General features: G+C 63.9%; 16 protein-coding genes (1 of these 16 only partly in view). 10 read left to right on the top strand and 6 right to left on the bottom strand.

The features are described 5' to 3' along the window. Positions 1–1349 carry the 5' portion of a PAS domain-containing protein gene (locus tag F4Z81_05560; GenBank protein ID MXW04519.1) on the bottom strand. 262 nt of this gene lie to the left of the window's left edge, so the window shows 1349 of its 1611 coding nt (coding positions 1–1349); the start codon lies at positions 1347–1349; the stop codon falls past the left edge of the window. A gap of 648 nt (positions 1350–1997) precedes the next feature. On the opposite strand from F4Z81_05560, the gene F4Z81_05555 reads away from it, so the two are divergent. Further along, positions 1998–6551 (top strand): hypothetical protein, encoded by a 4554-nt coding sequence (locus F4Z81_05555; GenBank protein MXW04518.1) that lies wholly within the window; start codon positions 1998–2000, stop codon positions 6549–6551. A gap of 82 nt (positions 6552–6633) precedes the next feature. Here F4Z81_05555 and F4Z81_05550 read toward each other — a convergent pair whose 3' ends face one another. Genes F4Z81_05550 through F4Z81_05540 form a run of 3 tightly spaced genes read right to left on the bottom strand, consistent with a single transcriptional unit; the run spans position 6634 to position 9577 of the window. Next, positions 6634–7425: a DUF4159 domain-containing protein gene (locus F4Z81_05550; GenBank protein MXW04517.1), complete on the bottom strand. Its 792-nt coding sequence runs from the start codon at positions 7423–7425 to the stop codon at positions 6634–6636. Positions 7426–7443: 18 nt separating this feature from the next. Then, positions 7444–8679: a VWA domain-containing protein gene (locus F4Z81_05545; protein MXW04516.1), complete on the bottom strand. Its 1236-nt coding sequence runs from the start codon at positions 8677–8679 to the stop codon at positions 7444–7446. After that, positions 8660–9577 carry a MoxR family ATPase gene (locus F4Z81_05540; GenBank protein ID MXW04515.1) on the bottom strand — a complete coding sequence of 306 codons (918 nt, stop codon included), beginning with the start codon at positions 9575–9577 and terminating at the stop codon, positions 8660–8662. The genes F4Z81_05545 and F4Z81_05540 overlap by 20 nt, the downstream gene beginning before the upstream one ends. A gap of 293 nt (positions 9578–9870) precedes the next feature. On the opposite strand from F4Z81_05540, the gene F4Z81_05535 reads away from it, so the two are divergent. The 8 genes from F4Z81_05535 to F4Z81_05500 all read left to right on the top strand — a co-directional run bounded on the left by F4Z81_05535 (position 9871) and on the right by F4Z81_05500 (position 15620). Next, entirely contained in the window at positions 9871–10344 is a 474-nt protein-coding gene (locus F4Z81_05535; protein MXW04514.1) for a cytochrome c maturation protein CcmE, read from the top strand. A 285-nt stretch (positions 10345–10629) separates the two neighbouring features. Next, positions 10630–11100, top strand: coding sequence for a zinc ribbon domain-containing protein (locus tag F4Z81_05530; protein MXW04513.1), 471 nt, complete (start codon positions 10630–10632; stop codon positions 11098–11100). A 67-nt stretch (positions 11101–11167) separates the two neighbouring features. Continuing rightward, complete coding sequence (locus F4Z81_05525; protein MXW04512.1) at positions 11168–12298, top strand: carboxypeptidase regulatory-like domain-containing protein; 1131 nt, start codon at positions 11168–11170, stop codon at positions 12296–12298. Then, on the top strand, positions 12291–13073 hold the full coding sequence (gene ccmA / locus F4Z81_05520) for a heme ABC exporter ATP-binding protein CcmA (protein ID MXW04511.1): 783 nt from the start codon (positions 12291–12293) through the stop codon (positions 13071–13073). The genes F4Z81_05525 and ccmA overlap by 8 nt, the downstream gene beginning before the upstream one ends. An 89-nt stretch (positions 13074–13162) precedes the next feature. Further along, a complete protein-coding gene (locus F4Z81_05515) occupies positions 13163–13834 on the top strand; it encodes an ABC transporter permease subunit (GenBank protein ID MXW04510.1) in 672 nt (223 codons plus the stop codon). Beyond that, positions 13831–14559 (top strand): cytochrome C assembly protein, encoded by a 729-nt coding sequence (locus tag F4Z81_05510; protein ID MXW04509.1) that lies wholly within the window; start codon positions 13831–13833, stop codon positions 14557–14559. The genes F4Z81_05515 and F4Z81_05510 overlap by 4 nt, the downstream gene beginning before the upstream one ends. A 29-nt stretch (positions 14560–14588) precedes the next feature. Then, a complete protein-coding gene (locus F4Z81_05505) occupies positions 14589–14744 on the top strand; it encodes a CcmD family protein (GenBank protein MXW04508.1) in 156 nt (51 codons plus the stop codon). 78 nt (positions 14745–14822) lie between these two features. Next, positions 14823–15620, top strand: coding sequence for an RNA methyltransferase (locus tag F4Z81_05500; GenBank protein MXW04507.1), 798 nt, complete (start codon positions 14823–14825; stop codon positions 15618–15620). On the opposite strand, the gene truA is transcribed toward F4Z81_05500, so the two are convergent. Then, entirely contained in the window at positions 15596–16342 is a 747-nt protein-coding gene (gene truA, locus F4Z81_05495) for a tRNA pseudouridine(38-40) synthase TruA (GenBank protein MXW04506.1), read from the bottom strand. The two genes, F4Z81_05500 and truA, sit on opposite strands and share 25 nt — an antisense overlap. 36 nt (positions 16343–16378) lie before the next feature. Continuing rightward, positions 16379–17200, bottom strand: a complete 822-nt coding sequence (locus F4Z81_05490) for an energy-coupling factor transporter transmembrane protein EcfT (protein ID MXW04505.1) — start codon at positions 17198–17200, stop codon at positions 16379–16381. 355 nt (positions 17201–17555) lie between these two features. Between F4Z81_05490 and F4Z81_05485 the strand changes: the two genes are divergently transcribed. Further along, positions 17556–18142 (top strand): hypothetical protein (locus F4Z81_05485; GenBank protein ID MXW04504.1); only part of this gene is annotated, 587 nt, incomplete at its 3' end.

The raw sequence follows: 18142 nt of genomic DNA, 5'->3' as shown, positions 1-18142 counted from the left end.
GGCGAAGACTCCGGGGCGTGCAACGCCGCGTTGGCAAGCAGGTTGTTCAACACCTGCTCAATGCGCTGCCGGTCGGCCATGACGAGGGGCAGATCGGGGGGAAGGTCGATCAGGACTTCGTGTCTGCCGCCGCCGCTTCGGAACGTGTTCCGCCCTCCGTCCACCAGGGCGGCGGCCTCGGAGGGCTCCGGCGCCACCGATAATGTCCCCGCGTCGATGCGACCCGCATCCAGCAGGTCGCTGATCAACACGCGCATATGGTCGGCCTGCGTGAGGATGATGCGGTAGAACTCGCGCATCTCCGCCGGGTCGAGACTCTGGGAAGCTTCCAGCAGGGTGGTGGCCGAGCCCTTGATAGACGTGAGCGGCGCGCGCAGTTCATGGCTGACCATGCCCACGAACTCCGTCCGCATCCGGTCCAGTTCCTGCAGCGGCTTCATGTCCTGCATGGTAACCACCACGGACACGACTGCGCCATCTTCCGAGCGGATCGGCGTGGAGTTGACCAGCGTCGTGACGCTGCGCCCGTCGGGTACGGAGAGTACGATCTCCTCGGCCCGCACCGTCTCCGTGTGACTCAAAATCTGCGACATGGGCGCCTGGCCCAGCGCGATTTCACTTCCGTCGGCTCGCTGGAGGATCAGCAACTCCAGCAAATCCTCAATGGGCCGGCCCGGTGTCCGCAGGCTCTCCACGATCCTCCTCGTCTCCCGATTGAACCACGTAGGATGGCCGGTTCCGGCATCGAAGACCACGACGCCTATCGGGGAGGTCTCGATCAGGGCCTCCAGATCGGCCCGGGCGCGCTGCTCGGCCCGATGGGCGCGGGCGTTGGCGATGGTCGTTGCGGCCTGGGAGGCGAAGAGCACCAGGACCTCCTCGTCCTCATTCGTGAACGCCTCGCCGCTTTCCTTATCGGCAAGGAAGAAATTTCCGACGTGCAGGCCGCGGTAGCGCATCGACGTACCCTGGCCGTGAACGGCCCCGGGCGGCAGCAGATCGGTGGAGAAGCCGAGCGAGCGCAGGTAGGCGGGCACGTCCGGCAGTTGCAACGAGCCCCGGAGGTCCCGGAAGTGCTCGAAGAGCCTCTCTCCTTCGGGCCAGTCGGCCATTATCCGGTGTTCCTCGTCGGTGAGGCCGGAGGTGACGAAATCCTGGGACAGCCCGGTTTCGTCGATCGTAATGATGGCGCCGTAACGGGCGCCGGTCAGTTCGCGGGCCCTGTCCACCACCTCCTGGAGGACGGTATCCAGATCCAGGCTCGCACTGATGCGCAGGCTGGCCGCGCTAAGCTTTGAAATGCGTTCGCGCAACTCGTTGATCTCTTGCCGCAGTAAATCTTGGCTCATTGTCTGAACATCCTCCCGATTTTGTGCCAAACATACCAGGATAAAGCCAACTGCGAGACGTTAAATCCCATGGAATCGCCCGAGGACCATCGAAGCGGGTACGGGACACTACATGACTCAAATTCACGCGATAATCTTCTTTTCAGCCACCTGATTCTCGAATTGATCACGCATGATTCTCGTATATTTCAGAATGTTTCGGTTTCGGGCTTAATCTCGCTCAAACAACTGGTTCTGAAGAGATCTGGTTGATAAATACTGAACCAAAGAAAACTTTAAATCGAAACATATTCGACAAACAGAATAGTATATATCATTGATTACCAAGTCAAGGACTGCGACTGACAGCGCGAATTGTCCGGGGCAGAGCGTTCTTCATCTGTGTAACGGCAGACCCGGTATACGGATCGTCGAAAACTGATTTCGACAAGCATTCACCGGCCGAGTACCCAGCGGCCGGTTTCGCATGTCCGTGACGACTGAACCATGCGGCGTTCCCTACTTGGGTAGGAATCACCGAGGCTGGTTGTTTTGATCCCACTCAAGACGACCGATGACACAAGAAAGTACGAGTTGTTGACACAAGAACCGAAATCCAGCGACCGCCAGTCGGTCCAGAGCGCACCGACCGATTTCACGTGGTGTGACATGCACCTCCGGCGAGTGGTCACCGGACGCCGCCTGCGCACACTCACAGTCCGGACGGCCGCGGCGGCGCTGCTGCCTCTCGTGGCCGCCGCGCTCGTTGCGCCGCCGTTCGTTCCCGAATTGCAGGCGCAGACGGAACGGACGCTGGTGTCCAACACCGGCCAGGACCACTATCTTGGAGACGTTAGACGTGTGTCACAACCTTTCAGGACCGGCAGCAACGGCCCCGGGTACGTGCTCACGAGCGTCGGCGTGCCCTTAATCGAAAGTGGGGGGATTGACGCCGATCTGGACATCTCGATTCGAATCTATTCAACCCACAGCAGTCGCCGGCCGAAAGACCTGCTGTACGTTCTGGACAAACCATCGACATACACTAACCACGAAGTCAACACGTTCACGGCGCCGACCGGCTCGACGCTCTCTGCCAACACGATATATGCAGTCGTTATAAGCGACTCCTCCGGCACCAATAAAGCGGGGATCCACATTAGATCTACCAAGTCGAACGACCAGGACAGCGGAGCCGCCGCCGGCTGGTTAATCGGGGACTCAAGATACTACTACGATTCCGGATCGTGGACAAAGGACGACTCGTCGTCAGTGATGATCAAGATCAGGGGCACCGTCACGCCCAACTACCCCGCCACGGGAGACCCGGCGATTATCGGTGCGGCGCAGGTGGGCGTGACGCTGATGGCGTCGACGTCGGACATCATGGACGCCAACGGGCTGACCGGGGCCGTCTACGCCTACCAGTGGATCCGGGTGACCGAGGACGGTACGGAGACGAACGTCGGTACAGACACGGGCAGCTACGCGCTGACCGCGGCCGACCAGGGCCACCACATGAAGGTGAGGGTCACCTTCACCGACGATGGCGGCACCGAGGAGACGCGCATCAGCGGCGAAAGCTCACTGGTCCTGCCGGCGCCTGTGTCGAACTGCGGCTTGGACACCTTCTGGTGCGGCGTGCTGACGGTGGGACACGACTTCGATGAATTCGGCCGAATCGAGAGCGTCGGATTCGGCTCGGGCTTCGGCAGCTTCGACGACGTCACCTTCACCCACGAGGGCGTCAATTACACGATCACGTCTTTGATCGCATTTCCACTATCGAGTCACACGTTGTGGCTCATCACCGAGCCGGCCTTGCCGGCGGACGCGGCGAGGAACCTGGTGCTGCACGTCCAGAAGTACTCGGGCGAACTCATCCTGCCGTTCAGCGAAGCGCAATCCTCGCCCAGTTTCTGGTTCTTCACTGATGCGCTCATCGTACCGCCGAGTGGCTCGCTGTCGGACGTGCCCCTCCTGCGTCCATTCACCGGCCCCGGTGCAACCCGCCTCGCTGGCGCGGCCGATATCGGCACCAGGTTGGGGGTACGCCTGTCCAGGCTCAATACTGCCGCCACCGGGCAGCCGTCAGTCTCCGGCTTCCCCCGGGTGGGCGGGCTCTTGAGGGCCGGACTGGGCACGATCAAGGACAGCGGCGGCCTGCCGGGGACCTTCCCGGACGACTACGATCTGCAGTGGGTGCGGGTGGATGGGGACGGCATATCCAATCCCCAGGACATCGCGGGGGCGACGTCGGGCACCTACACACCCGTCGCAGCGGACGTGGGCAAGAAAATCAAGGTGAAAGTAAGCTTCACAGACGCCAGGGGCGTAGCCGAGGGGCCGCTCGAGAGCGAGCCGACGCCGGCGGCGGTACGGGAGGCGAGTAGCACACTCCTCGAAACGACGCTGACGGTAGGGCTTCTCCGCAGCGGGAACAGCAGGACATTGGGGTGTGCGAGCACCAACAACGTCAACGACTGTTCCGACCCGGACGTGATGGCAAACAACACGTTCGTCAGCACCGACGCCGGCGGGGTGGCGAAGGAGTTTGAGATCGTCGACCTGCAGTTGACCCATGCCGGATGGTCGGACCGCCTGCAACTCGACCAGGGCGAGATCCTGGCCATCGTATTCGGTGGCATCAGGGAACTCAGGGACTACGAGGTCAACAACCTGGTGCTGGTGCTCGACGGGACGCGGTTTCCGTTCCAGGACGCCGATGCCGGAGGATACCACGTGCGGACGTGGTGGAACGCCGATCTGAACTGGAACGCCGGCGACACGGTGCAATTGCAGATCCTGGACGCGCCGGGCTCCGTCATCCAGCAGCCGGTGCCGCCGCCGCAACCGGTACCGCCGCCGCAACCGGCGGTGCTGACGGCATCGTTCGAAGATGCGCCGTCGTCGCACGACGGGTCAAGCGTGTTCACGATGCGGGTGCGGTTCAGCGAGGTACTGGCATCCGGGGGGGCGCAGCGCAGGCTCACGCAGCGGTTGGCAGCGGCGGGCGGTACGGTGCGCATGGTGCGTCGGGTGAACAAGCGCCGCGACCTCTTCCAGTTCCAGGTCCAGCCGACGGGCAATGGAGCGGTGACGGTAATCCTGCCGGCCTCTGACTCGTGCGACTTTCCGCATGCCCTCTGCACGCCGGACGGCAAGGCGCTGTCCGCCCCCGTCAAGGTGACGGTCCCGGGTCCGCACGGGCTGTCAGTGGCGGACGCCGAGGTCGAGGAGGGTCCGGGCGCCACACTCGATTTCATCTTGAGGTTGAGCCGGGTCTCCTCGGAGACCGTGACGGTCCGGATCAGCACGTCCGACGGCAGTGCGACCGCGGGCGATGACTACGTCGCGAAGAGCGAGACCGTAACCTTCGCACCGGGCGTAAAGGGGAAGGTCTTCAGTGTCACGGTGCTTGACGACAACCTCAACGAGGGCAACGAATACCTGACCGTGACCCTGTCGAACCCAAGCGGCGCGTACCTCGCGGATGCGACTGCAACGGGCACCATCGAAAACAGCGATCCCATGCCGCAGGCGTGGCTGGCCCGTTTCGGCCGGACCGTGGGTTCGCACGTCACGGACGCGGTCGGTGATCGATTGCGGTCAGCCCCCGGGCAGGGGTCGCAAGTGGTCATAGGCGGTTACCGGTTGCCGCTGGGCGACAAGGGGAGGGGCGCGTCCCGGTCCGGTCATGGGACGGGCCCTTCCGCTGGCGAGCCAAGTGCGGCGGAAGGGGGCGTCCAATCGGAGGTGCCCCGGAATGCGGCGGAAGTAAGTGTCGCCTCGGAGGTGCTCCTGGAAGCGGTGCGGTTTCTTGGTTTGGGACCGGGCTATGCGGCAGGGCGAGGGAGACTGGCAGTGGATACCTCCGGCCCGCTAAAGGATACCCCCCGACCAGTGCCGGATTCTCCGTGGCTGGACACGAACGGATCGGTCCCGCGACCGGTGCAGAGCCGGACCTTCCAGTTCGGAGACCGCTTCGACCTTCGACGAGTTCTTCTGGATAGTAACTTCCGGGTGAGTCTGAACGGAGCGGAACCGGGGGACCGGGCCCCGCGCCTGACCGCATGGGGCCAGGTGGCAACGACCTGGTTCGACGGACGCAATGACGCTTTGCGGGTAGACGGGGAAGTGCTCACAGGCACCGTGGGAGTGGATGGTGAATGGGACCGGTGGCTGACCGGGGTGGCTGTAGCGCACAGCCGCGGTGACGGGAGCTACTCCGCACAAGACCTGGCCGCCAATGGCCAAGGCGGGGTAGACCAGACGCTGACGAGTATCCATCCGTACCTGAGGTTTGCCGTCCATGATCGGCTGGACGTGTGGGGCGTGTTCGGGTACGGCAGTGGCGAATTGACCTTGACCCCGGCGGGCGACGCGGCCCTGCGGACCGACGCGAACCTGCTGATGGGAGCGTTCGGCGGCCGGGGGATTGTGTTGCCGGCGGCGGACGCCGGAGGGATCCAGCTGGCGACGCGCACCGACGCCATGCTGACGCGGACCACGTCGGACGCAGTGACCGGACGGGAGGGGAACCTTGCAACCACGGATGTGGACGCGCACCGGTTGCGGCTGATCCTGGAAGGCTCCCGTGGACTCGAATGGGCCGATGGCCGGCGTCTGTCACCCACGGTCGAATTGGGCCTGCGCCATGACCGGGGGGATGCGGAGACCGGGTTCGGCCTGGAATTGGGCGGACGGGTGCAGTATGCGGACCCGGCGTGGGGCCTGACCGTGGAAGGGACGGTCAGGGGTCTGCTGGCGCACGAAGACGGCGATTACCGGGAATGGGGCGCTTCGGGACGGCTTCAAGTTTCCCGGGACCCCGGGGGGCGAGGCCTGTCCCTGACCCTGGTGCCGGCCTGGGGTGCGGTCGCGAGCGGGGTGGAGGGCCTGTGGTCTCGGCAGACTACCGCTGGAATCGCGCCGCAGACACCCCGACAGGCCCGGTCCGGCCGCCTGGCCACGGAAGTGGGCTATGGGATCGCGGCCTTCGGCAGGGGACTGCTTACGTCCTATGCGGGTTCCGAGTTGGCCGAGGGCGCGGCGCGGAGATATCGCGTCGGCACGCGTCTGCAACTGACCCACGACGAGACCGCGGGACTCACGCTTAACCTGGAAGGCCGGCGGCAGGAGCCGGCGGGGCCGCAACCCGTGGACCAAGGCCCGCAACCCGTGGACCAGGGCCTGCGCCTCCAGGTCCGATGGCGGTTCTGACGTCAAGGGTGTGGCATCCGGGCGGAGGGCGGTTCATGCCGGCGGCCATCCCGATGATCGGCCGGTTATCTCAAGCCCTGACTCAGTGCGTCATCGCGTAGATGGCGTAGTTCACAGCGAGCCGGTAGGCGATCACGGAATACGCGCGCGGGTACCCGGGATCGGCCGCGTGTTCCCAGCCGTCGCCCAGGTCCGCGTTCCAATTCATCAGTACCATGAGCCGGCCGCCATCGTCGGTTATGCCCCGCAGCCGGTGGCCGTACAATCCGCCGTCCCGCTCGTACTGTCCCGCACGCCACAGGGCCGCGGTTCCGGGCACCAGGGGATACTCGTCGAAATCGTAGTAGCAGTGGAATATCGCGTGGCCGGAGGGGACCTCAGCGATGTCCCGTTCGGGGAACACCCGCTTCATCTGCGATTCCCAGTTCGCCCACTGGCGCGAGCCGTGGAAATCGTCCACCATCAGGAACCCGCCACGCAGCAGGTACTCCCGAAGGGCGTCCACTTCTTCCTGGCTGAACTGCAGGTTTCCGACTTCCAGGATATACAGGAAGGGAATATCGAACAGATCGGGGTCGGTGAGTTCCACGGCCTGGGGTTCGTTGATCTTGAGGGAGGTCGTGGCCCGCAGGGCGCGGATTACGTTGGCGTCGGCCGACGGGAAATCCACCGACCACCGCCCCCATCCCCATCCCCGGTAGAATCCGCCGGAGTTCTGGTACACGACCCGGCCGAAGGTGAAATCATTGCGCAGAAAGAGGTCGTGGCCGGAATCTCCGCTGCCGCGGGCCGTCCACAGCGCCACGCCGGCCAGGCAGGCCAGGCAGACCGCAAGGACCACGCCGATGCGGTTGAGAAGGTGTGCGCGTTTCATTTTCCAATCCGATCGGGTTCACGCCCTGAGGATCAGTTCGCCGACATCCTGGAGCTGGGCCAGGTTCCGGCATTCCAGCACGTGATCGCAGTGCGGGCTGTACCTGGACATGACGGAATCATCGGTATCCCAGTACTGTACGGGCTCGGGGTTCAGCCAGATCGTCTGGTGGACCCTTCCCTGGATTTCACCCAGCACCCAGTCCTGGGGGTCGAACCAGTTGGTCCGCGCGTCGCCCAGGATGACGAGCACCGTGTCCCGGGAGAGAGACAGCAGGTGTTCGTCGTGGAACTGGTAGAAGGCCCTGCCGAAATCACTCAGGCCGAAGAAATTCAGCGCGTGGTCGTCCTTCATGTTCTCGACGATCTCTTCGAAGGGCCTGCGGTCGAACTCGTCCGTCACCTCGTTGATCCGGTCCACGAAGAGGAAGCTCCGGGCCCGGCTGAACTGGTTCTGCATTTCGTGGACCAGCTTGATGAAGAACCGGGCGACCTCCCAGACCGATCCCGACACGTCGCACAACACGACCAGCTCGTTCTTCTTGATCTTGCGGTGCTTGTAGATGATGTGAAAGGGCAGGTTTCCCGTGCGGAAACTCCGTTGGATCGTCTTCTTGATGTCCACCCGGCCATGGCGCGACTTCCTGAAACGCAGGGACTTGCGCGTCACCAGGTTCCGGGCGAGTTCCTCCACCGCCTCGTACAGGTTCTCGACGTCGCCGGGAGGCAGTTCCTGGTAGAGGTCGACGTCCTCCGCCTGCTGGTTCGGCTGCGTGCCGGGCTCGGTGACCGCGTCGGACGCCTGCTCCCCCACCTGCACGCGGGCGAGCATCCGCTCCAGCTCGCCTTCGAGTTCCTCGGTCTCGTCGCCGTCCGCGGGGTCTCCTTCCCCTTCTCCCGCCACGGCCTCGCCCTGCTCATCCTGGAGACGCCGGATGTCCTGATCGCCCTCGTCCTGCCCGTCGTCGAGGTCGGGTTGGCCGTCGGGCGGCCCTTCGGTTTCCCCGCAGGGATCGTCGAGCTCCTCCGCGTCTTCACCCACCTGGACCAGGAAGAACCGTTCGAAGGCTTCGTCGAAGGCCGGGATGTCCTCGCGCGTCTTGACCAGGGTGGCCCGCAGGGACGCCTTGAAGGCCGGCCGTTCGGTGACCTGCGTGTGCCGAAGGACTTCGGCGGCGTCCAGGGTCTCGGCCATGGATACGCGTACGCCGGATTGCCTGAGCAGCCTGGCGAACTCAACCAGCCGCTTGATCATGGTAGCCGTCCCGCATGATCCGTTCGATGTCCTCCCGGTCTTTCATCAGGACGTTCAGCGTGCTCGAAAGGATGTCGCGCGAGAGGTGCTGCGCGTTCAAAACCACCAGCGCCAGCGCCCAGTCGATCGTTTCGGCGATGCTCGGGGGCTTGCGCATGTTTAGCGTCCTGATCTTCTGGACGAACCGCACGACCTGGTTGGCCAGCTCCTTGTCGATGCCGGGGGTCTTGCGGAGGACGATCCGGACTTCCTGCTCGAGGGAGGGATAGTTGATGTAAAGATACAGGCACCGCCGTCTGAGCGCCTCGGAAAGCGTCCGGTTGGCGTTGCTCGTAAGCACCACGAGGGGGCGTTGGGCCGCAGTCAGGGTGCCGAGTTCCGGGATGCTGACCTGGAAATCGCTCAGTACCTCCAGGAGGAAGCTCTCGAATTCATCGTCCGACCGGTCGATCTCGTCGACCAGGAGGACGACGGGTTCCGGCGCGAGAATGGCTTCGAGGAGGGGGCGCGGCAGCAGGAAATTACGGGAGAAGAAGGCGCTGTCCTCCCGGTTGAGCGTCTCCACCGCGTTACCGAGCGTGTCCGTACTGTTCAGCAGTTCGCCGATGCGGTCCTTGAGCATCTGCGTGTACAGCAGCTGCTTGGTGTATTCCCACTCGTACAGGGCCTTGGATTCGTCCAGCCCCTCGTAGCACTGCAGGCGTATCAGGCGGCGGCCCAGCGCGCCGGCGAGCATCTTCGCGATCTCCGTCTTCCCCACGCCGGGCGGTCCCTCGACCAGCAGCGGCTTCTCGAGCCGCTCCATGAGGAACACGGGCGTGGCCAGATCGGGACCGCAGATATACTGCTGGGCTTCGAAGCTTTGGATGACATCCTGGGCAGACGTGAAAGCGGTCATGATGCTCCTGAAGACAAATAAGAATCGGGGCGCGAAAACGGTTGTTTACGGGGCAGGCGCCATGATCTCCGGACGTGATTCCAAAGGGCGTCGACTCCGGCGTAAGGTAGGCGTGGCCGGGGCGATAGTCAAGCACATTTACCCCCGCGCCGGGCCGGTGATCTCGCCGCCGAAGACCTCTGCCCACGGGCGGTCGCGGGCGTAGGCGCAGGACCAGATTGTGCTTGCCGAAACGGACCGTTTGGCCTATATTGCGGGGGTCGAGCAACTCAGAAAATCAGCAGGAGCAAGCCATGAAAGACCGCAAGCGCAAAAAGCAGCGCAAATTCCTGGTGGGCTTCGGCCTGGTGATCGCCGCCATCGGTTACCTGATCTATACCGGTGCGACCGACGCGACCATGTACTACCTCACCGTGAGCGAACTGAAGGCCGCCGTGGAAACGGGCGACGTGGCCTACGACGAGAACATGCGCCTGCACGGCAAGGTCGTGAACGGGTCGATCCAGCGGGATGAGGTGGGCACCATGCGCATCCGTTTCGTCGCCCACGAGGGCGGTGTCGAGGCCCCCGTCGTCTACACCGGCGTAGTCCCGGACACTTTCAAGGACGATTCGGAAGTGGTCGTGGAGGGCGGATACGGCCGGGATGGCACCTTCACCGCCCATACGCTGTACGCCAAGTGTCCGTCCAAGTACGAGGCCGAGGGGGGATACGGCCAGTATGAGCAGACCGAGCCGCAGTCGCCGGAACCCCTTCCCCAATCCTAGCCGTCCGGCGTACCGGTCCAGCCGGGTCGCGCATAAAAGGAGCCGGTCCGGACTATGACTCTGATTGCCTGCGGACTGCTCGCGCTGGGCGTACTCGCCTACATGATCAGTCCTATGCTGGACGGGTCGGCCCGCCGCCCCCGGACCACGAGGTTCGCCGGGTCCCGCCGGGACGACCTGATGAAGAAAAAGGATTTCATCTTTTCTTCCATCCGCGAACTGAATATCGACTACAACATGGGCAAGCTGGCCGCGGAGGATCACGAGGCGCTCCGGCAGGAGTATATGAACGAAGCCTCGGACGTGCTGGACGAACTGGACCGGACCGCTGTCAGCGACTTGCCCGTGGAGGAGCAGATCGAGGAGGCGGTGCGGGCGGTCCGGGAGATCCGGCAGCGCAGTGAACCGGCATCCGGCGAGACCGCGACCGTCGACGACGAGGCTGCGGAAGAGAAGAAAGCCAAAGACGAGATCGATGGTGACGAGGCGGCTGTTGATGAGACCGCTGCAGGCACGCCCGCCGAAGACGCGACTGCCGTAGACGTGCACACCGAAGACGCGCCCGCAGGAGACGCGCGGCCCGTTCAGTCCGCACAAGTCCAGGTATGCAGGATTTGCCGAACGGTCAACGAGGCGTCCGCCAGATTCTGCATCGAGTGCGGCGCTTCGCTGAAAACCATCGCCTGCGCCGGTTGCGGCACTGAAAACCCGGCATCGGCCAGGTTCTGCGCCCAGTGCGGAGGTAAACTGATCTAGTGGTGATCTCATGATGTATCACTCGCCGGCCAGCCCTTCGGGGCTTTTTGTTTATGGAGCGCTCCTGGTGGCCTGGGTCTCTCTGGCGGTCGGCCTATTCAGTCCGGTCCGGACCGCGCAGGCCCAGGGAACGGGGAGCATCGGGCTCACGGTCGTGAATGGCACGACAGGCCTGCCGATGGCCGGACACGAGGTCGTGCTGCTGAATCGCAGCAGCCTGGAGGCCCCGGAACAAACCCTAGCCAGGGTCGTTACCGACGATGCCGGCCGCTACGAATTCACCGGACTGGCAGCCGACGGGTCCCATTACGTGGTCGCCACCCGGTACCTGGAGGTACCCTATCTGACCGGTCTCATCACCCTCGAACCGGGCGCTGGCCGCATAGATACCCTGCTCCAGGTCTTCGATATCACGACTGATGAAACGGCCCTGGTCCACAGCGCGGTCCACCTGGTCATCGATACCGCCCCCGAGATCCTGAATGTCACGGAAATCATCGTGGTGGAGAACCGCGGCATACTCACCTTCGCGCCGCCGCCCGGCGTGGGGCTGGGCCTCGTCTACAACCTGCCCGCGGCCGCCTTTGGACTGCAGCCGATGATGGAAGGGCTTCAGCACACCGAGCGCGGTCTCCTGTTCTCGGCGCCCGTACCCCCCGGGGTCTCGCGTATCGTTTACGCCTACAACGTGGACCGGGCGTCCATCGATCACCGGTTCAACCGGCAGATGGACTATGACGTCGAACGTGTCCAGGTGCTTGTTTCACCGAGCACCCAGACGGTGACCGCCACCAACCTGACCAATGACGGCGTGCAGCAGATTGCCGCCGACGAATACCTGCTGCTTTCGAACCGCGTGGGCGTGGGCAGGGGCATGTCGGTGGAGGTCGCCTTCCCCCGCGTGCTGGCCTGGCAGGACGTCATGAAGTGGGGGATGCTCGGATTCGTCGTGCTCATCGTGGCCGCGGGGCTGGTAGTGGGCATCCGCGCCAGGCCCGAACAGCCGGACGAACCGCCTGCGCTCAGCGATCTCTCGCCGGAGGACGAACGCAAATACGCCGCGATCGTCCAGGCCCTGGCCGCCCTGGACGACCAGTTCGCGGAGGGAGGACTGAACCCGGACGCCTACAGGACCCGCCGCGCCCGCCTCAAGGACCGGGCGCTCCGGCTGCGCCAACCCGGGAGCGGCGATGGTTGATCGATCCGCCTCTGGCCTCGCTGGCAACGCCGGCGTCACCGGTGTCGCTGGTGCCGCCGGTGCCCCGGGCACTTCTGGCGCCCCTGGCATCAGCATCCGCCAACTTACGAAGTCCTACGGGCGTTTCCGGGCCCTGCACCGGGTGGACATGGAGGTGGCGCCGGGATCCTTCCTGGCCCTGTTCGGCCCCAATGGCGCGGGCAAGTCGACCCTTTTGGGCATCATCGCCGGGCTCGTGCGCCCTTCCCGCGGCCAGGTGTTCCTGGACGGCGAGGAAATCACGAAGGACCGCGACGAGAACCTGGGGAAGCGCATCGGCGCGCTGTCCTACCAGACCTATCTCTACGACGAACTGACCGTGCTGGAGAATTTGCGGTTCTACGGGAGGCTCTTCGGGGTGGAAAACCGCGAGGAGCGGATAGGATCACTGCTGTCCACGGTGGGCATGGAAGCCCGGTCGGGGAGCCCGGTACGGACGCTGTCGCGCGGCATGCGCCAACGGGTAGCCCTGGCCCGCGCCCTGCTGCACGATCCGGATATCTTGCTGCTCGACGAGCCCTACTCGGGTTTGGACCAGGACGCTATGGTCATGCTCAAGACGGTCCTGGCCGCCCGGAACAAGACGGTCCTCCTGGTGACGCACGACCTGGTCCGCGGACTGGAATCCGCCGACCGCGTCGCCATCCTGAACCAGGGACGGCTGGTGTTCGAGGCCGAGGCCAGCCAGTTGTCGACCTTGGATTTCGAGCAGACCTACCGCGATCACGTGGTGTAGGGCCGGCCCGCCCGGCCGCCCGGTCCGCCCGGTCCGCCCGGTCCGCCGAATACGGAAATGTAACAGGAGTTGCCGCAACGATGAGATCCATGCTCGCCCAGTCCTGGCAGATCTACCGCAAGGACATGCTCGTGGAATACCGGACCCGCGAGCGGGTCGTGACCATGTTCGTCTTCTCGCTGATCGTCGTGATCATCTTCAACTTCGCCTTCAACGCGGGGGCGGACGTGTTGCAACGCGTGGCGCCCGGCATGATCTGGGTGGCCTTCGCCTTCGCGGGCATGCTGAGCGCCAGCCGGTCCTTTTCACCGGAAAAAGACCGAGGCACCTTCGAAGGACTGCTCCTCGCGCCCATCGACCGGGGATCCATCTTCCTGGGCAAGCTGCTGGGCAACGTCACGCTCATCGGCCTGGTCCAGCTGGCGGTGCTTCCACTCTTCGTCCTGTTTTTCAACATGACAATCCTGCCGTATCTGTCTAAACTGTTGGTGATCTTCTTTCTGGGAACCGTCGGATTCTCGTCCGTCGCCACCCTGTTCGCGGCCGTGGCCGTCAACACGCGCATGCGGGACGTTATGCTGCCGGTCCTGCTGCTGCCCGTCGCCTCGCCGGTGCTGATCGCGCTGGTGGAAACGACACGGACCACTTTCGAGGGCGGGGACTGGCAGGACATGACAAACTGGATCAGGCTGCTTTCAGTGTTCACGGTCGTCTTCCTGGTCGCGTCCGTCATGCTGTTCGAGTACATCGTGGAGGAATGAATATGGCCGGCATAGCCGCCCGCCTGCGCATCACACCCTTCGGCCTCATCTGCCTCGTGGGCCTGGTCGCCACACTGTACCTGTCGCTGATCTGGGCGCCCCGGGAGCGCGTCATGGGGGACGTGCAGCGGATCATGTATTTTCACGTCGCTTCCGCCTGGATCGCGGAGTTCGCCTTCGTGCTGGTGGGCGTTTCCAGCGTCATCTACCTGTGGCTGCGGGAGCGAAAGTGGGACATCGTGGCCTACAGCGCCGCGGAGGTCGGGTTCGTCTTCTGCTGCTTCGTCATGATTACCGGACCGATCTGGGGCAAGCCGGTGTGGGGCACGTGGTGGACGTGGGACCCCCGGCTTACCTTTTCCATGATCCTCTGGCTCATCTACGTCGCCTACCTGATGCTGCGCGTCTACGGCGACGACCTGCCGCAGGTGAAGACATTCCTCGCCGTGCTGGGCATCCTCGGTACCATCGACATCCCCTTCATCCACTTCGCGACCCTTTGGTGGCGGGGCCTGCATCCCGACTCACTGGTCATGACGGAGGAAGGCCTCGGCGCGGGCATGGAAGTGAACATGCGCATCGCGCTGGGCGTGTCGGCGGTCGTCTTCACCCTCCTGTTCTTCTACCTCATGAGCCGGCGGATGGCGCTGGAGCGGCTGCGCGACGAGACCGAGGCCCTGCGGGAGCGCGTGGAGCACCGGCATCCCGGCAGCGTGGGAATTTGAGTGGCTGGTTTGAAAGGAGTGTTTGAACCGTGGATCAGAACTTTTGGTATCTGTTTTCCGCCTACACGCTGATATGGGTCGGGCTGTTCCTGTACCTCTTCACGATCGCCGGCCGCGAAAAGAAGCTGGAGGCGGAGATCGCCGAACTGAAGGCCGCCGTGGAGGAGCTGGAGTCAAAGGAGTAGGGACGGGCCTGACGCTGTCCCGAAGCTGATGCTGGCCCCGGACCTGACCCGGCCCCGGACTTGAACCGGATCTGACCCATGGCCGATCGAACGGAAAGTACCGCGCCGGACTATTTCTCGCACATACACATCATTCTCGTAGAACCGAAAGTACCGGGGAACATCGGCGCCGTCGCCCGGTCCATGACGACCATGGGGCTTTCCCGTCTCGTCCTGGTCGATCCGGTCGAATTCCGCCACGAGGCCGAGGCCCGCTGGATGGCTCACGGAGCCGGGGATATACTCGACAACGCCCGCGTCGTCCCGACGCTGGACGAGGCGGTGAATGATCTCGCCCTCGTCGTCGGCACGACCAACCGCACCCGCGGCATCTGGCTAAGCCCCATACAACCCGTGGAAGACGCCTGCGCCGAGCTTTCCGCCGTGGCGCGGGGCCAGCCCTGCGGCATTCTCTTCGGGCGGGAAGACCGCGGCCTTCTGAACGACGAACTCCAACGCTGCAACGTCATCGCCCGGATCCCCGCGGCGACAGCCTACCCTTCCCTCAACCTGGCCCAGTCGGTCATGGTCTGCGCGTACGAACTCTTTCGCCAAAGTGCAGAGGTACCGCCACCCTCCGATGTGCGCCTGGCGGATCACCGGGCCGTGGAGCGCGTTACACGGCGCGTGCACGAGACGCTGCTCCGGCTCGGTTTTGAGTCCACGCCGAACGAGGAGACCTTCCTGCGCACCATCCGCCGCGTTCTGCGCCGCAGCCTGCGGCTGGAGCAGCGCGACGTCGCCGTGCTGCACAAGGTATGTGACGAGATCGACGCGTATGTGGACCGCCGCGGCGGTGGTCAGTCCGACCCTCAGATCCCGAATTCGGAAGGATAGAGGACCGCCTCGAGGCAGAGCCCGCGGGCCGGGGCGTTGGACCCCGCGGCACGGCGGTCTTTCGCCGCCAGCATCTCCGCCATGACGCTCTCCGGCCATCGACCCCGCCCGACATCCACGGCCGTGCCCACGATCGTCCGCACCATGTGGTGGAGAAAGCGGTTCGCCTCGATTTTCAGGCAGAGTTCGTCCTCCGCCTCGATCCATTCCAGTTCCCGCACCTCGCAGACCGTGCCGTTGGCCGTCGACGTGGCCTGGCAGAAGGAAGTGAAGTCGTGGCGGCCCACCAGGGGAGCGCAGGCCCGGCGCATGGCGTCCACGTTCAGCGTGTAAGCTACGTGCCAGGCCTGGTGCCGTCGCATGGCGCTCGGTCGTCGGATGATCCGGTAGGTGTACCGTCGTCCCACCGCGCTGAACCGGGCGTGAAAATCATCGGGCGCCTGCGTGGCCCCCAGCACGCGCACGTCCGGCGGCAGCACTCCGTTCAGCCCCTTCTTCAGCCGGTCCACCACCATGTCCGAATCCGTCCTGAAGTGGACGACCTGGCCGGTGGCGTGCACCCCGGCGTCCGTGCGGCCCGCCGCGGTCGCCCGGAGGTCGGCCCGCAGGATGGTGCGCATCGCCTCCTCCAGGACGCCCTGCACGGTTCGTCCCTCGGGCTGGAGCTGCCAGCCGAGGAAGTCGGTGCCGTCGTATTCGATCGTGAGGACCAGGGTGCGCATGGCGGATTCTGGCGGAATGGCGAGGTTAAGCGCGGGTCAGAACAGATGGTCGACGGGGCCGATGCTGTTGGCGGCCGCGCCGAGAACGAGTAGGACCGTCACGGCCGCGATGGCCACGAAGTCGTTCCGGGCCAGGGCCATGACGCGGAACTGGGTGCGCCCGGCGCCGCCCCGGTAGCAGCGGGATTCCATGGCGACGGCCAGTTCCTCGGCTCGCCGGAAGGCCGAGAGCATGAGGGGCACCAGCAGCGCGGTCATTTTCCGAACGCGCCGGATCGGATTGCCAGTGAAGTCCGCGCCCCGAGCGGCCTGGGCCTTCTGCAGTCGGTCCGCCTCCTCCACCAGTGTCGGGATGAATCGCAGGGCGATGACCATCATCATAGCCAGTTCATGGGCGGGCAGTCCGAACCGTTCCAGGGGTTTGAGCAGTCGCTCGATGCCGTCCGAGACGTCCAGCGGTGCCGTGGTCAGCATCAACAGCGCCGCGATCAGCATGATGACCACCAGGCGCATGCTGAACACCGCCCCCTGGAACATCCCCTCCCAGGTGGGTCCCGGCACGGTGTATCCCGCGATGATCACGGCTTCTCCCGGCGTGAAGCACGCATGCGCCGCGAAGGTAATGATCAGAATGACCCGGAAGGCCTTCAGGTTGTTCAGCGGCAGGTGGAGCGGAACGCCGGAGACCCGCACCAGTACCGCGACCACGGCCAGCATGAAAAAAAACAGCGGCAGGGTCTTTATCCAGATCAGTGCCGCCATCAGCGCCAGGGCACCGCACAGCTTCGTGCGCGGGTCCAGCCGGTGAATGGAAGACTCGCCGGGATAGTACTGTCCCAGCGTCAGGTTCTGGAGCATGGGTACCTTTTCATCAGTGCACTTGGTCCGCCGAATCCAACCCGAAAGTTTTAAGAACTGCCAAGACCTGATCCACTGTTTTACAACATGGTAAACGCAGCGCAACCTGTGTCAAGTCATCAGTCACCCGCGGTACTCGGCGATCCCTGTACCTATCGATCAGTGCGTCACGTCCAGTTGACTGCGCCTAACTTCGTATTCTTAAAAAATCCTAGATATGTAATATTTCATATGCACCGTTTAAATCCGGCAGTAGATTCAATTCAGAATTACCGGTTACCTATCAAACATAAGACAAGGGTTCATTCGCTACATTCAACAGCTTCGTACCCAGTTTCACGGCTCCGCTCTTTCCATGAACGACAGAAACCGCAATCATTCGCCTCTGTTGCTTGTCCTGGGTCTGCTCATGGTCGTCACCCTGGCCACATGCGGCAAGGACAGTCCAACCAAACCTCAGCCGCCAGAACCGCCCCCCGCGCCGGCAACACCTATTGCCACAAGAGTTGAAATCGAGCCTTCATCGGCGACACTGAACGCAATCGGCCGGACTTTTCAGTTTACCGCCAGGGTCTTCGATCAGAACAATAGCGTGATGAGCAGCGCTATCGTGAGCTGGTCAAGCGACAACATCGGTATCGTGACCGTAAGCGCCAGTGGATTAGTTACAGCGGTGAAGAACGGCAATGCAGTAATCACAGCCCGGTCGGGGTCCGCAAGCGCAAAGGTAACCGTCAGGGTAGCCCAGACAGTCGCCAGGCTTTCGATCGAGCCCACATCTGCAACGCTGATGTTTATTGGTGCGACAGTTCAGCTTTCTGCCACGGTACTGGACGAGAACGGGCAGCCGGTGGCAGACGCCGTGGTGGCCTGGCAGAGCAGCGACAAGGACGTAGCCACGGTCAACGATCAAGGCCTGGTGACCGCGGTGGGCAATGGGGT

It is taken from the genome of Gemmatimonadota bacterium (assembly GCA_009835325.1).
GTDB lineage: Bacteria > JAAXHH01 > JAAXHH01 > JAAXHH01 > JAAXHH01 > JAAXHH01.
This window is presented reverse-complemented; position numbering and strand designations above follow the sequence as displayed.